General features: G+C 72.1%; 10 protein-coding genes. 4 read left to right on the top strand and 6 right to left on the bottom strand.

Annotation, left to right across the window (positions count from 1 at the left end):
• Positions 1–62: 62 nt before the first annotated feature.
• On the bottom strand, positions 63–1,352 hold the full coding sequence (locus tag ACZ5GT_RS21300; protein ID WP_469026986.1) for a hypothetical protein: 1,290 nt from the start codon (positions 1,350–1,352) through the stop codon (positions 63–65).
• A gap of 187 nt (positions 1,353–1,539) precedes the next feature.
• On the opposite strand from ACZ5GT_RS21300, the gene ACZ5GT_RS21295 reads away from it, so the two are divergent.
• Positions 1,540–2,424: a DUF4429 domain-containing protein gene (locus tag ACZ5GT_RS21295; protein ID WP_469026977.1), complete on the top strand. Its 885-nt coding sequence runs from the start codon at positions 1,540–1,542 to the stop codon at positions 2,422–2,424.
• An 89-nt stretch (positions 2,425–2,513) separates the two neighbouring features.
• On the opposite strand, the gene ACZ5GT_RS21290 is transcribed toward ACZ5GT_RS21295, so the two are convergent.
• Positions 2,514–3,317 (bottom strand): class II aldolase/adducin family protein, encoded by an 804-nt coding sequence (locus ACZ5GT_RS21290; RefSeq protein ID WP_469026971.1) that lies wholly within the window; start codon positions 3,315–3,317, stop codon positions 2,514–2,516.
• 185 nt (positions 3,318–3,502) lie between these two features.
• On the opposite strand from ACZ5GT_RS21290, the gene ACZ5GT_RS21285 reads away from it, so the two are divergent.
• Positions 3,503–3,976, top strand: coding sequence for a pyridoxamine 5'-phosphate oxidase family protein (locus tag ACZ5GT_RS21285; protein ID WP_469026964.1), 474 nt, complete (start codon positions 3,503–3,505; stop codon positions 3,974–3,976).
• A 20-nt stretch (positions 3,977–3,996) separates the two neighbouring features.
• Here ACZ5GT_RS21285 and guaA read toward each other — a convergent pair whose 3' ends face one another.
• Positions 3,997–5,574, bottom strand: a complete 1,578-nt coding sequence (gene guaA / locus ACZ5GT_RS21280; protein WP_469026958.1) for a glutamine-hydrolyzing GMP synthase — start codon at positions 5,572–5,574, stop codon at positions 3,997–3,999.
• 380 nt (positions 5,575–5,954) lie between these two features.
• Between guaA and ACZ5GT_RS21275 the strand changes: the two genes are divergently transcribed.
• Together ACZ5GT_RS21275 and ACZ5GT_RS21270 are read left to right on the top strand one after the other, a co-directional pair.
• Entirely contained in the window at positions 5,955–6,281 is a 327-nt protein-coding gene (locus ACZ5GT_RS21275; protein WP_469027343.1) for a chorismate mutase, read from the top strand.
• Positions 6,282–7,021: 740 nt separating this feature from the next.
• Positions 7,022–8,068, top strand: a complete 1,047-nt coding sequence (locus ACZ5GT_RS21270) for an LAETG motif-containing sortase-dependent surface protein (protein ID WP_469026951.1) — start codon at positions 7,022–7,024, stop codon at positions 8,066–8,068.
• Positions 8,069–8,186: 118 nt separating this feature from the next.
• Here ACZ5GT_RS21270 and ACZ5GT_RS21265 read toward each other — a convergent pair whose 3' ends face one another.
• From ACZ5GT_RS21265 to ACZ5GT_RS21255, 3 genes are all read right to left on the bottom strand, one after another.
• A complete protein-coding gene (locus ACZ5GT_RS21265; RefSeq protein WP_469026945.1) occupies positions 8,187–9,995 on the bottom strand; it encodes a GMC family oxidoreductase N-terminal domain-containing protein in 1,809 nt (602 codons plus the stop codon).
• A 132-nt stretch (positions 9,996–10,127) separates the two neighbouring features.
• A complete protein-coding gene (locus ACZ5GT_RS21260) occupies positions 10,128–11,741 on the bottom strand; it encodes a succinic semialdehyde dehydrogenase (RefSeq protein ID WP_469026940.1) in 1,614 nt (537 codons plus the stop codon).
• 179 nt (positions 11,742–11,920) lie between these two features.
• Positions 11,921–13,636: a serine/threonine-protein kinase gene (locus ACZ5GT_RS21255; protein WP_469026937.1), complete on the bottom strand. Its 1,716-nt coding sequence runs from the start codon at positions 13,634–13,636 to the stop codon at positions 11,921–11,923.
• Positions 13,637–13,741 lie beyond the last annotated feature (105 nt).

Below are 13,741 nucleotides of genomic sequence, written 5' to 3'. Positions count from 1 at the left end.
CAACTGCCGGTACCTCTCCGCCCACCGCCGTCGCAGGGGGCGTACTGGTGCCGGGCAGCCGGTCAGTCCGTCACCTCGATCGCGTACCGGTTGGTCTCCACCCCTGCCGCGGTGACGACCTGTACCTCCACCCTCCCGGGCTCGACGTCCGCCGGTACCGGCACTGTCAGGACCGCGTCCGTCGGGTTGTTGAAACCGCCCGTCACGGGGACCAGCGGCACGTGGACGTGGACCGCGCCGACGCGTACGACCATTCGCGCCAGCCGGTCGGCGGCCCCGGCGCCCGGCGGGACGAAACCGGCACCGCGGATCTCGATGTCGTCGCCGGTCCGGATCGGCGCGTCGAGGTCGCCGGCCTCCCGGGCGCGCACCACGGAGAGGATGACGGGCCGGCCGCCCTCGGCGTACTTCCCGGCCACGTACGTCGCCGCCGACACCAGCACCACCACTCCGAGACCCCAGGGCAGGTCCGGCAGCTGGTCCGGGCGCCGCGCCAGCCGGACCACGCCGAACAGCAGCGCGACCGCGCTGATCACGACGTACTGGATGTCGGCGAACGTCCCCCGGCCCGCGTCGTCCGTCAGCAGGTCGGCCGCCCTGGGCCGGTCCGCCCGTACCTTCTGCAGCCGTTGCCCGAGCACCCGCAGTCCGACCACCCGCCGCACCAGCACGGCGATGCCGCACACCACCGCGAGGACGGTCACCACACCGGCCCCACGGGCAAGATCGAGACCCGCGATCAGCGCGTCGCGTTCCGCGTGGTCGGAGGCCGCGGCGAGGCGCCCCGCCAGCACCAGCACGGCGTAGGCGACGAAGAGCACCCACGCCGCCGCGACCGTACGGGAGGTGGACAGCCGATTGTCCTCGCCGATGACCGGCGCCAGCGCACCGCCCCGCGCACGGTGGAACCGGGACGCGGCCGTCAGCGCGCCGGCCACCAGCAGCGCGGCCAGCAGGCCCGCCGTCCGGGCCGACGTCCAGCCGGCGCCGATCGCGGTGAGCGACTGGCACAGGAGCAGCACGAACACCAGCGCCCACACCACGCACACCGTCCGCCGCCACAGCCGGGCCAGCCATGCCTCGCCCTCGGCGCGGCCGCGCTCGGCGACGAGTTCCGCGGACTGGGCGAGTTCCTCCGAGACCCACTGGCGGGAGGCCGAGGCCGAGTGGGCGACCGCGGCGGGCAGCCCCTGTCCCGCGGCGAACTCCTCGCGCTGAAGCAGGAACGCGGCGACAGCCCGCCGATGTCCCTCGCGTGCCCCGTGCGGACAGTCCCCGCACGTGCAGCCGCCCCCGTGGGAGCCTCCGCGCGCGTCCGCGCCCGCGCCGCCCCTAGCCTCCTGCACCGCCACGCCCGACGCCCGCCTTCCCCACGTGCCCGACGACCGGCGGCCCCTGTCCGGCAGTGGGCCGCTGTCCTTCGACTCCGGTGTGATGAAAGCGCATTGTGCCCTATGTGACACGTCCCGCATCCGGCAGGTCCGGTGAGCGCGGGGTGACGCACGGCGGTCGTGTTGACCCGGCTGCGAGAATTTTCCTATGGCCGAGATCATCCAGCGGGACGGGACCTGGGCCTTCGACGGCACCACGGTCAGAATCACGCCGGGCCTGCACCGCTCCGTGCCCCTGTTCCGGCAGACGTACGGGGAGATCGCCGTGCCCCTGGAGGCCGTCTCGGGGGTCGTCTTCGAACCGGAGCGCAGGCGCGGGCGGCTGCGGATGCGGCTGCGTGAGGGGGCCGACCCGTTGCTTCAGGCGACCGGCGGCAGGCTGCCCGAGCCGGCCGATCCGTACCGGCTGCTGGTGGACGCCGACCGCGGCGGGGTGGCCGAGTACGTCGCCGAGGAGATCCGTCACGCGTTGCTGCTGGACCAGGTCCCCAAGGAGGCGACGAAGGCGTATCTGCTGCCCGGGCCGCCGGTGCCGGTGTCGGTCCGTTGCTCCGACGGCACCGTCTCCTTCGACGGCGCCCAGGTGCGGATCGACTGGTCGGACACCTCCGACCGGGTCAAGCGGGCGACCGGGCCGCGGATCATCGGCATGGGCGATCTGGTGCAGGTGGAGTGGCTGCCCAACTCCGGATGCGAGGAAGGGTTCCTGCGGTTCGTGACCCGCGAGACGGTCTTCTCCAAGCTGCCGCCGGAGAAGGATCCGTACGCCCTGGATCTGTGGGGCAGTGCCCGTCGCGATCTGCTGACCGCGCTGGTCGCCACCGCGGTGACCGCGCGGCTGCCGCATCCGTCCACCCGCACGGGTGTGGACTGCGCCGACCGGCCGCAGCTCACCGCCGCCGTACCGGCTGCGGCCGACCATCACGACGTACTCCTGCGCAGGCTGCGGGAGCTGGGCGAGTTGCACCGGGACGGGGTGCTGACGGACGAGGAGTTCGCGATGACGAAGGCCGCGGTGCTGCGCGGCTTCTAGAACATGTCCAGGACCGGCCCGTCATACCTTCCCCGGCTCGGCAGATCGGGGCCGGCTCGGCAGATCGGGGCCGGCTCGGCAGATCGGGATCAGGTCAGCAGGTCGGGTTCGCTGCGGGTGATGTCCTGCCACATCGGCTGGTAGTTGATCCACGCCACCAGGTCGCCGCCGAGCTGTTCGCGGGTCGCCGCGGCCAGTTTGTGATCGATGAGGAGCGGCCGGCCGGCCGCCTTCGCCGTCAGCTGCACCTGGCAGGAACGTTCCATGGACACGAACCACCAGGCCGCCGCGTCCACCGAGTCGCCGACGGTCAGCAGGCCGTGGTTGCGCAGCACGAGCGCCTTGCGGGAGCCGAGCGCGGTGGCGATGCGCCGGCCCTCCTCGGCGTCGACGGCGACGCCGGTGTAGGCGTCGTACAGGGCGTGGTCCTCGTAGAACGCGCAGCTCTCCTGGGTGATGGGGTCCAGCAGGTCGCCGAGCGCGGACAGCGCCCTGCCGCCCACCGAGTGGCAGTGCGCCACGGCCACGACGTCGGGGCGGGCGGCGTGGACCTGGGCGTGCACGGTGAAGGCGGCCTGGTTGACGTGGTAGCGGCCCTCGATCACCTGCCCGTCCGAGTTGGCGAGCACCAGGTCGCTCACCGTCACGTGCCTGAACGGCATCCCGAACGGGTTGACCCAGAAGCAGGTGCTGTACTCGGGGTCGCGGGCGGTGATGTGGCCCGAGACCCCGTCCTCGAATCCGAGCCGCCCGAAGATCCGCAGCGCGCCCGCGAGCCGTTCCTTGCGGTGACGGCGTTCGTCCTCGACCGAGTCGTGCATGGGCGGCATCGCGAACCGCAGCCGGTCGGTCGGGAGGGCGGGGGGCGGAGTGGGCCCGGGGGTCCCGTGCATGTGTCCTCCGGCACTGGGGTCTGTCACGGGGCGGAAGTTACCCTCGGTCAGCCCAGGAGAACAGAGATGTTCTGTAAAGATGAGCGCTCAACCGTCCCGGGGCCTGGCGGGTCCGGCCCGCGACCGGCGCCGCACCGGGGGAAAAGCGGACAGAGGGTGTCGGGTATCGGCGTCAGACTCGCCGTATGACAGCGAACTGGGGCGTCTTCCGCGCCGCCGAACCCGTGCTCGCCTCCCTGGTCGAGGAGCGTTTCGGAGCCTTCACCCACCACGTCCTGGCCACCCTGCGCAGGGACGGTTCCCCGCGCACCACCGGCCTGGAGGTGCGCTTCCTGCACGGCGAACTGTGGCTCGGCATGATGCCGGGCTCGCTCAAGGCGCTCGACCTGCGCCGCGACCCGCGCTTCGCGCTCCAGGCGAACCCCGGCGAGGGGACCGGGATGGGCGGCGGTGACGTGCGGATCGGCGGCCGCGCGATCGAGGTGGACGATCCGGCGGCGAAGGCGGCGTACGTGAAAGAGGTGGAACCGCCTGAGCCGTTCCACCTCTTCCGCACCGAGCTGACGGAGGTCGTGCGGACCTGCGTCGAGGACGACACGTACCTGGTCGTCCAGGTCTGGAAGCCCGGAGAGCCGGTGCGCACTCTCAAACGGACCTGAGCCTCACCGGAGGCGGAGGCTCACTCCCACTCGATGGTGCCCGGCGGCTTCGAGGTCACGTCGAGGACGACGCGGTTGACGTCCTTGACCTCGTTGGTGATCCGGGTGGAGATCTTCGCGAGGACGTCGTACGGAAGCCGCGACCAGTCGGCGGTCATGGCGTCCTCGGAGGAGACGGGCCGCAGGACGATCGGGTGGCCGTAGGTGCGGCCGTCGCCCTGGACGCCGACGCTGCGGACGTCCGCGAGGAGCACCACCGGGCACTGCCAGATGTCCCGGTCGAGGCCGGCCGCGGTCAGTTCCTCGCGGGCGATGGCGTCGGCCTCGCGCAGCAGGTCCAGGCGCTCCTTGGTGACCTCGCCGACGATGCGGATGCCGAGGCCGGGGCCCGGGAAGGGCTGGCGCTGGACGATCTCGTCCGGCAGGCCGAGCTCCTGGCCGACCATCCGCACCTCGTCCTTGAACAGCTTGCGCAGCGGCTCGACGAGCTTGAACTCGAGGTCCTCGGGGAGGCCGCCGACGTTGTGGTGGGACTTGATGTTGGCGGTGCCGGTGCCGCCGCCGGACTCCACCACGTCCGGGTAGAGCGTGCCCTGGACCAGGAACTCCACCGCGGGACCCTCGTCCGCGATGATCTCGGCCTGCGCCTGCTCGAAGACGCGGATGAACTCGCGTCCGATGATCTTCCGCTTCTCCTCGGGGTCGGAGACCCCCTTGAGCGCGGTGAGGAAGCGCTCCTCGGCGTCGACGACCTTCAGCTGGACGCCGGTCGCGGCGACGAAGTCCTTCTCGACCTGCTCGGTCTCGCCCTTGCGCATCAGGCCGTGGTCGACGTACACGCAGGTCAGCTGGGAGCCGATGGCCTTCTGGACGAGCGCGGCGGCCACCGCGGAGTCGACGCCGCCGGACAGGCCGCAGATCGCGCGCTTGTCGCCGACGAGCTCGCGGATGGCGGCGACCTGCTCCTCGATGACGTTGCCGGTGGTCCAGTCCGGGCTCAGGCCGGCGCCGCGGTAGAGGAAGTGCTCCAGCACCTGCTGGCCGTGCGTGGAGTGCATGACCTCGGGGTGGTACTGGACGCCGTACAGCTTCTTCTCGTCGTTCTCGAAGGCGGCGACCGGGACGACGTCGGTGGACGCCGTCACGGTGAAGCCCTCGGGCGCGGCGGAGCAGGCGTCGCCGTGCGACATCCACACGTGCTGCTCGGCCGGGGTGCCCTCGAAGAGGGTGGAGGACGGCTTGGAGACGTGCAGGTCGGTCCGGCCGTACTCGCGGGCGCCGGTGTTGTCCACGGTGCCGCCGAGCACCTGCGCCATCAGCTGGAAGCCGTAGCACATGCCGAAGACCGGGACGCCGGAGTCGAAGATCGCGCGGTCCAGGCGGGGGGCGCCCTCCTCGTACACGGACGAGGGGCCGCCGGAGAGGATGATCGCGGCGGGGTTCTTCGCGAGCATCTCCGCCACCGGCATGGTGCTCGGCACGATCTCGCTGTAGACCCGGGCCTCGCGGACTCGACGGGCGATGAGCTGGGCGTACTGCGCGCCGAAGTCGACGACCAGGACGGTGTCGGGGGCGGCGGCTGGGGTCGCTGATGACACGGGTTGCCTTCCGGCGGTGAGCGAGGTGTGTGTGGGTCCGAGTCTACCGGGCGCCGCGCCGCCCCTTCCGGGACGAGTCCGGTCTCAGCATGCGAACCGTCTTGGACACCGCCGCCCCGCCCGGCATACTGGCCCCATGCTCACGCACCCGACCTTCGTCTTTACCTATGGCAACCGGCCCACCGGCTGCCATGGTCGTGCTGCTTGAGCAACTGACAAGCGACTTCCCAGGCGCCCCGGGCCGACAAGGTCCGGGGCGTCTGGCGTTTCCGGGCCTTGCCGCTCCGGGGCACCCCACCCTCACGACGAGGAGCCCCGACATGACCGCCACCGCATCGACCGCCACCGCATCGACCGCCGACGGCGCGACCACCGCCGGCGTGACCACCGACGGCACGGTCGCCTCCCGCACGACCCCCACCGCCCCCACCCCCGCCGACCTGACCGGCGCCCGCACTCCCGAGGCCGCCGACGTCATCACCGGCGCCCGTGAGCGCATCGACGCGCTCGACGACCGGATCATCGGCCTGATCCAGGAACGCATGGCCGTCTCGGCCGTCATCCAGGAAGCCCGGATCACCTCCGGCGGGCGGCGGGTGAACCTCTCCCGGGAGATGGAGGTCCTCGGTCACTACAGGGAGGCGCTGGGCAAGCCGGGCACCTCCCTGGCCATGACGCTCCTCGAACTCTGCCGCGGTCGCATCTGAGTTCGGCCCCGCTCTCACCCGTAGGGTGCGTGACCGCCCGGCGGGCGGCGTCGTTGGTGGTGGTGTCCGTGCCAGCCAGGGGCGGGCCCGAAAGAACCACGCGTGGCTCGCCGGAGCGATGAGACGTGCGGATCATGCCGTGCGTCGTGGGACCTCGCTCCGGATTCGTGACCGGACGGCAGGGGACAGCAGCCCGGTCACTCGTGAGAAAGGTCGGCTCCGGGGACGCCCGGAGCCGACCGGCGGAACCTGCGAAAGTACACAACTCCGGGCCAAACGGTTGCGAGGGGCGCGTCCGGCGAGCAGGATGCAGGGAAGCCCAAGTCCCGCCTCGGCCAACCGCCTTCCACTGCGCCGACGCAGTGCACCGACGCACCGCCAGAGGTCGACACCACTCGTGCGCCCCGGACGCGCCGGGGCGGCGACTCGGGCCACCCGGAGAGCAAGCGGCGCAATCCCCCGGCGCCGCCGCCCGGCACCGGCGCTGCCCTGACGCCGGTGCTGACGAAGAAGGGCCCCGCGGCCAGGTTCCGCGGGGCCCTTCGCGTGTCCGCCCGCCCCGCAGGACCTGCGTCCGGGCCGTGCGACTCCCACTCGACATGTGACCCAGGTCACATAAAAAACTCGTGAACACGAAGACAACCATTCGCAGGTGCCACTGATCCAACGTGCAGAACCAAGGGCCACATCCCCGCGCCCCACACGCGGAGCCCTCCACACCGGACTCCCTTGAGGTCTTCATGAAGCTTCGCCGTGCCATGGCGGTTGCGGCCGCGACCGCCGTCATCGCGCCGGTCGCGCTGCTGTCCGCTCCCGTGGCGTTCGCGGAGGACACGCCCTTGGCTGCCGCCGGCGAGAGCGGATCCGCCTCGCCGTCCGAGAGCCCGAGCGACACGGCGTCCGCGACCCCGTCCGACACCGGTCTGCCGTCCGACTCGGACCCCGCGCCGAGCGATTCCACCTCCTCGTCGGCATCCGCGAGCACCTCCGCGAGCGCCTCCGCCAGCGCGTCCGCGAGCGAGTCGGGCGAGCCCGAGCCGTCCGAGTCGGCCGAGCCGAGCGAGGACCCGACCGACCCGGACGTGCCGTTCTGCGAGGACGTCGACTCCGGCTACAGCGGCGCGAAGGTGTCCGCGGACATCAAGGGCCTGCCGGGCAAGATCGTGGCGGGCGACGGCTTCCACTCCTTCGAGCTGGTCGTCACCAACGAGTCGAAGACGACCGTCGACGGCGTCGCCTTCTACGCCGAGGTGGAGAACTACGAGCTGGACGAGGCCAAGTACCTCAGCCCGTACGTCGACCTGGAGTTCAAGAACCCCGAGACCGGCTCCTGGGACCGGATCGGCGACGAGAACTGGGCCGGCGACTACTTCTTCTACGTCGACCAGCTCAAGGCCGGCGGCAGCCGCACGGTCGACCTGCGCGTCGGCATCGACGCCAAGGCCCCGGCCGGTGACGCCTACTCCTTCGGCTCCGGCGCCTACCTCGACAACGTCGACGGACAGGACTGCATCGCCGAGGGCTGGGCGCAGTACGACTTCACCGTGCTGAAGGCGGGATCGGCCAACCCCGACCCGGGCACCGCCACGCCGAGCGACAACGGCGGCAAGGACTCGGTGAAGAAGCCGCAGGGCGACGTCAGCGACCTGCCGACCGGCAACCTCGCCGACACCGGCGCGAACTCCGCGCTGCCGACGGTCGGCCTCATGAGCGGCGTCGCGGTCCTCCTCGGCGCGGGCGTGGTGGTCGCGGCCCGCCGGCGCAGGAACGGGGCCGACACCGCGTAAGGGGCCGACACCGCGTGACCGGCGCGCGGCGCGAGCCGCAGCGCGACGCAAGACGGGAGAAGGACCTGTGCTCGGAGGGGGGCGCAGGTCCTTCTCCACATATCGTTCAGCCCGTCGGCTACTTCTTCGGCGGCACCGTCGGCACCCCGAGGAACGGCAGCCGCAGCGCGGCGAACGCCTCCGCCGGGACCGCGGGCGCCTTCGGCTCCACCGGCTTCAGCCGCTCGTACGCCGCCCCCTGCGGCGGACGCCGGTCCGCCTCGCCCTTGTTGGGCCACAACGACATGGCGCGCTCGGCCTGGGCGGTGATGGTGAGGGACGGGTTCACGCCCAGGTTGGCCGAGACCGCGGCGCCGTCGACGACGGAGATGCCGGGGTGGCCGTAGAGGCGGTGGTAGGGGTCGATGACGCCCGTCTCGCGCGAGGCGCCGATCGCGCAGCCGCCGAGGAAGTGGGCGGTCAGCGGCGTGCCCATCAGCTCGCCGACGTTGCTGCCGGGGAAGCCGTTGATCTCCGTCGCGATCGCCGCCGCGCTTTCCGAAGCGGCCTTGATCTGCTTGGGGTTGGGGGCGCCGTGGCCCTGGCGTGCGGTCAGCAGGCCCTTGCCGACGCCGCCCGGCTTCAGGTACGTCGTCAGGGAGTTGTCCAGCGACTGCATCACCAGGCCGATGATGGTCCGCTCCGACCAGCGCCGGTTGGACAGCGAGCGCAGCACCAGCAGCGGGTGGCGGGCGGCGTTGCCCAGCCAGGCCAGCACCCTGGAGGAGCCCTCAGCGTACGGCACCTGGAGGATCGACAGGCTGCCCATCGAGTTGGAGCCCTTGCCGTAGCGGACCGGCTCGATGTGGGTGTTCTCGTCCGGGTGGACCGAGGAGGTGATGGCGACTCCGCGGGTGAAGTCGGCCTTCGGCTCGCCGGTCGCCCGGCGGTAGCGCCGGCTGTCGGTCTGCGCGCCGACCAGCGCCTCGGAGTTGGTGCGGGTCAGCTCGCCGAGCTTGTCGGAGATCCGGGGCAGCCGGCCGGTCGCCTTCATGCGGTGCAGCAGGGTCTGGGTGCCGTAGGTGCCGGCGGCGAGGACTACCTGGCGGGCCGTGAAGGTGCGGCCGCGGCCCTTCTTGCGGTCGTCGGTGGGCAGGGTGGCGACGGCGTACCCGCCCCGGGAGTCGTCCGTGACGGACACGACGGTCGTCATCGGGTGCACGACCGCGCCCGCCTTCTCGGCGAGGTACAGGTAGTTCTCGTTGAGAGTGTTCTTCGCGCCGTGCCGGCAGCCGGTCATGCACTCGCCGCACTCGGTGCAGGCGGTGCGCTCCGGGCCCACGCCGCCGAAGTAGGGGTCGGGCGCCCGCTCGCCCGGCTTCGCCTTCGCCTTCCCGTCCGCGTCCTCGCCGTCGCCGAAGAACACACCGACCGGCGCCATGTGGAAGGTGTCGCCGTAGCCCATCCGCTCGGCCGCCGCCTTCAGGTGCACGTCGGACGGGGTCATGGTCGGGTTCAGCCGGACGCCGAGCATGCGCCGCGCCTGGTCGTAGTACGGCTTGAGCTCGTCCTGCCAGTCGGTGATGCCGCGCCACTGCGGGTCCTCGAAGAACGGCTTCGGGGGCACGTAGAGGGTGTTGGCGTAGTTGAGGGAGCCGCCGCCGACGCCCGCGCCGGCCAGCACCATGACGTTGCCCAGCAGGTGGATGCGCTGGATGCCGTACATGCCGAGCTTCGGGGCCCAGAGGTAGTTCTTCAGGTCCCAGGAGTTCTTGGGCAGCGCCTCGCGGGTGAAGCGGCGGCCGGCCTCCAGGACGCCGACGCGGTAGCCCTTCTCGGTCAGGCGCAGGGCGGTGACGCTGCCGCCGAACCCCGATCCGACGACGATGACGTCATATTCGTACGCAGCGTCGTCGTCCTGCGTGCGGACGGAGGTCTCCTGTGACACGTGCTCTCCTCGTCGAGAACTGTCGAGACTGTCGAGAACTTGAGAACGGGTGCTGTCCGGGGGCCTCGGACAGTGGGCTTCGGACAGTGAGCTTCGGACAGTGGGCTTCGGACCGGGCCCCCGGGAGGCTCCCTAGCGGAAGCGGAACGCCTTCATCAGCCTGAGGCTCCTGCTCATGAATGCCGCGTACTTCTCGTCGTCCATGCCCAGCGACGGCGCCATGGGCAGCAGGCGCTGCTGGGCGACCGTCTGGGCCTCCGTGTACTTGAGGATGCCCTCGGAGCCGTGGCGGCGGCCGAGGCCGGAGTCCTTCATGCCGCCCATCGGCGACTGGACGCTGCCGTATGCGGGGGCGTAGCCCTCGTTGACGTTCACCGTGCCGGTGCGCAGCCGGGCGGCGACCTGGCGGCCGCGCCGGCCGTCCTTCGTCCACACCGAGGCGTTCAGGCCGTACGGCGTGGAGTTGGCGAGCTCGATCGCCTCCTCCTCGGTGCGGAAGCGGTAGACCGACACGACCGGGCCGAAGGTCTCCTCCGTGCACACCGACATCGGCTCCGTGACGCCGTCGAGGATGGTCGGCTCGAAGAAGTACGGGCCGATGTCCGGCCGGGCCACCCCGCCCGCGACGACCTTCGCGCCCTTGGCGACGGCCTCCTCGACGTGCCGGGTGACGGTCTCCAGCTGCCGCTCGCCGACCAGGGAGCCCATGTCGGCGCCGTAGGCGAGGGACCTGCCGAGCCGCATGGCCTTCGTGCGGGCGGCGAAGCGCTCCAGGAAGGCGTCCGCGACCGACTCGTGGACGTAGAGCCGCTCGATGGAGATGCACAGCTGCCCGGCGGAGGAGAAGCAGGCGCGGACCGCGCCGGCGGCCGCCTTCTCGATGTCGGCGTCCTCCAGGACCAGCATCGCGTTCTTGCCGCCGAGTTCGAGGGAGACGCCGACCAGGCGGGCGGCGGCGCCCTGGGCGACCTCGCGGCCGGTGCGGGTGGAGCCGGTGAAGGAGACGTAGTCGGCATGCCGGACGATCTCCGGGCCGACGACCGGGCCGTCGCCGATGACGACCTGGAAGACGTCGGCGGGCAGGCCGGCCTCGATGAGCAGGTCCCGGGCCCACAGGGCGGTCAGGCAGGTCTCCGTGTCCGGCTTCATCACGACCGCGTTGCCCGCGGCGAAGGCGGGCAGCGCGTCGCCGACCGACAGCTCCAGGGGGTAGTTCCAGGGGGCGATCTGGCCGACGACGCCGCGCGGGTGACGCAGCTCGGTGACCTTCGTCAGCGTGGGCATGGCGCCCGCGTGCCGCTTGGGCCGCAGGTAGGCGGGGGCCTTGCGGCCGTAGTGCCGGGACGCGACGGCGACCGCCTGCACCTCCTCGTGGGCGTGCAGACGGGCCTTGCCGGTCTCCAGCTGGATCAGGTCGAGGACCTCCGCCTGCCGTTCGAGGACGAGGTCGTGGAAGCGCAGCAGCACGGCTGCACGCTGCCGGACCGGGGTCCGCTCCCAGACGGCCTGGGCGCGGCGGGCCGCCTCGAAAGCCCCCGCCACGTCCTCGGGCGTGGACTCCGGCAGGTCGGCCAGCTTCTCGCCGGTGAAGGGCGTGTGGTTCGCGGTGCGTCCGGAGCCGGCCACGCCCTTGGTGAGCCGGGCGACCAGCTCGGGGGTGACCACCTCGGCGGCGGTGCGGGCGCCCTCGGGGGCGGGGGCGAGGGGATTCGTGCCGGTCTTGGCCGGGGCCTGCGCGTCCGTCATGAGGCGCAGGGTATGCCGCGGCGGAAACTTTTGGTACCCGTCGGTAACGCGGCTTCACCGACTGCACACATGCCGCCAGTGGCTACTGGCAACGAATGCCCTGATCAGGGGTTGTGCGCACCGGACATGGACCGGACCAGCTTTTCGGGCGGACGGTCCGGCTTTTCCGGACGGGCGGCTCAGCCGTTCCGGATGGCGAGACGGTCCCGCGCGCCCTTGAACAGGGCCGTTCCGTCCTTCTCGGCCGCGGTGCCCTTCGGCATGGTCACGCGCAGCCAGTACATCCGGTCGTCGCCGGTGCGGACGATCAGTTCCATGACCCGGGTGGGGGTGTGATCGAGGCCGTAGGCGGTGTCGACGAGTACGGCCTCGTCGCCACGGAAGGTGGTGGACGTGTACTGGGTGCGCGCGTCCCCGTAGCGGGAGTCCCAGACGGCGTGCGCCTCCTCCGCCTGGTCCTTCAGGGAGGCGGGCGCCTTGTCCCACTGGGCGAGGCGGACCTGGATCGCGCCGCCCGCCGCGTACACGACCGTCCGGGGCGAGTCGCTCCCGCCCCCGCCACCGTCCCGTGCGATCACCCGGTACGCGCCCGGCAGGTACAGGACGGCGTCCATGCCCTTCTCCCGGTGCCCGGCCCAGCCGCCACCGGCCGGCGTCGAGGTCTCCCCGGACGTGGACGCCTCCGCGGCCGCGGGAGCGGAACGGTAGGTGGCGGTGTGCCCGGTGACCGCGTCGCTGTGCGAGTCGCCGAGTAAAGAGACGCCGAACCAGGCGGCACCGACGAGAAGAGCGCCGAGCAGAGCCATGGGGGCGGGGTGGCGGAGGAAGGATCGTTTGGGGGGCGGGGCGGTACCTGCGGAGGCGGTGGTCTCGGGGTCGGGTCCGGGGCCCGCCACGGGTGTGGGGGCCGGGGCGGCATGGGCCGGGGCGGCGGGGGTCGTGCCGAAGCCCGCCGGGCCGGACGCCGGACCGAGCCGTACGGTGCCCTGGTCGTCACCGAACTCCACCAGCGCGTCGCCCTCCTGCGCCTCCGTCACCTCGATCACCGGCACCGGCCACCCCTCGGCGACGGCCTCCAGCACCGCGCCGGTCTCCTCCGGGCCGGGCCGTCGCTCGGCGTCCTTCGCCAGCAGCCGGGTGATCAGCGGCCCGAGCGGGCCGGCCTGCTTCGGCTCGGGCGGATCGGAGGCGATGACCGCGCTCAGCGTCGACTCGGGCGTCGTACGCCGGAACGGGGACCGGCCCTCGACGGCCGCGTACAGCAGCACGCCCAGGGACCACAGGTCGGACGCGGGCCCCGCACCCCGGCCCGACATCCGCTCGGGCGCGACGAACTCCAGCGAGCCGACGAACTCCCCGCTGACGGTGAGAGATTCCTCGCCCTGAACGTGGGCGATGCCGAAGTCGGTGAGGACGACGCGGCCACGGGGACCGAGCAGCACGTTGGCGGGCTTGACGTCACGGTGCACGATGCCGACGGCATGCGCGGCGCGCAGCGCGCCGAGGACGGCGAGCCCGATGCGGGCGGCCTCCCGCGCCTCGACCGGCCCGCGCGCGAGCCTCTGGTGCAGCGACTCGCCCCGCACCAACTCCATGACGATCCAGGGCAGCCCGTCCTCCTCCTCGGCGACGACGTCGTGGATCGAGACGGCGGACGGGTGGTCGACGCGGGCGGCGGCGCGGGCCTCACGGTAGAGGCGGTGGGCGGCGCGCCGGTGTTCGTCGCCCTCCGGGTCGCCGGGCAACCGGGGTTCCTTGACGGCGACTTCACGCTGCACGAGCTCGTCGTAGGCCCGCCAGACGGTGCCCATCCCGCCCGAGCCGATGCGCTCGGCCAGCCGGTAGCGGCCACCGATCAGCCGTCCGTCGCCCACCCGTTCGCCGCCTTCGCTCATGCCCCATGACTACCGTGCGGAACACGGGCTTGTCGACGCGACGTCACCACCGCCAAGAACCGACCCCGAGCCCCGCCCCGCCGCACGTACACCGCCCCGGTACCC

Source organism: Streptomyces sp. NPDC031340, assembly GCF_055569945.1.
This window is presented reverse-complemented; position numbering and strand designations above follow the sequence as displayed.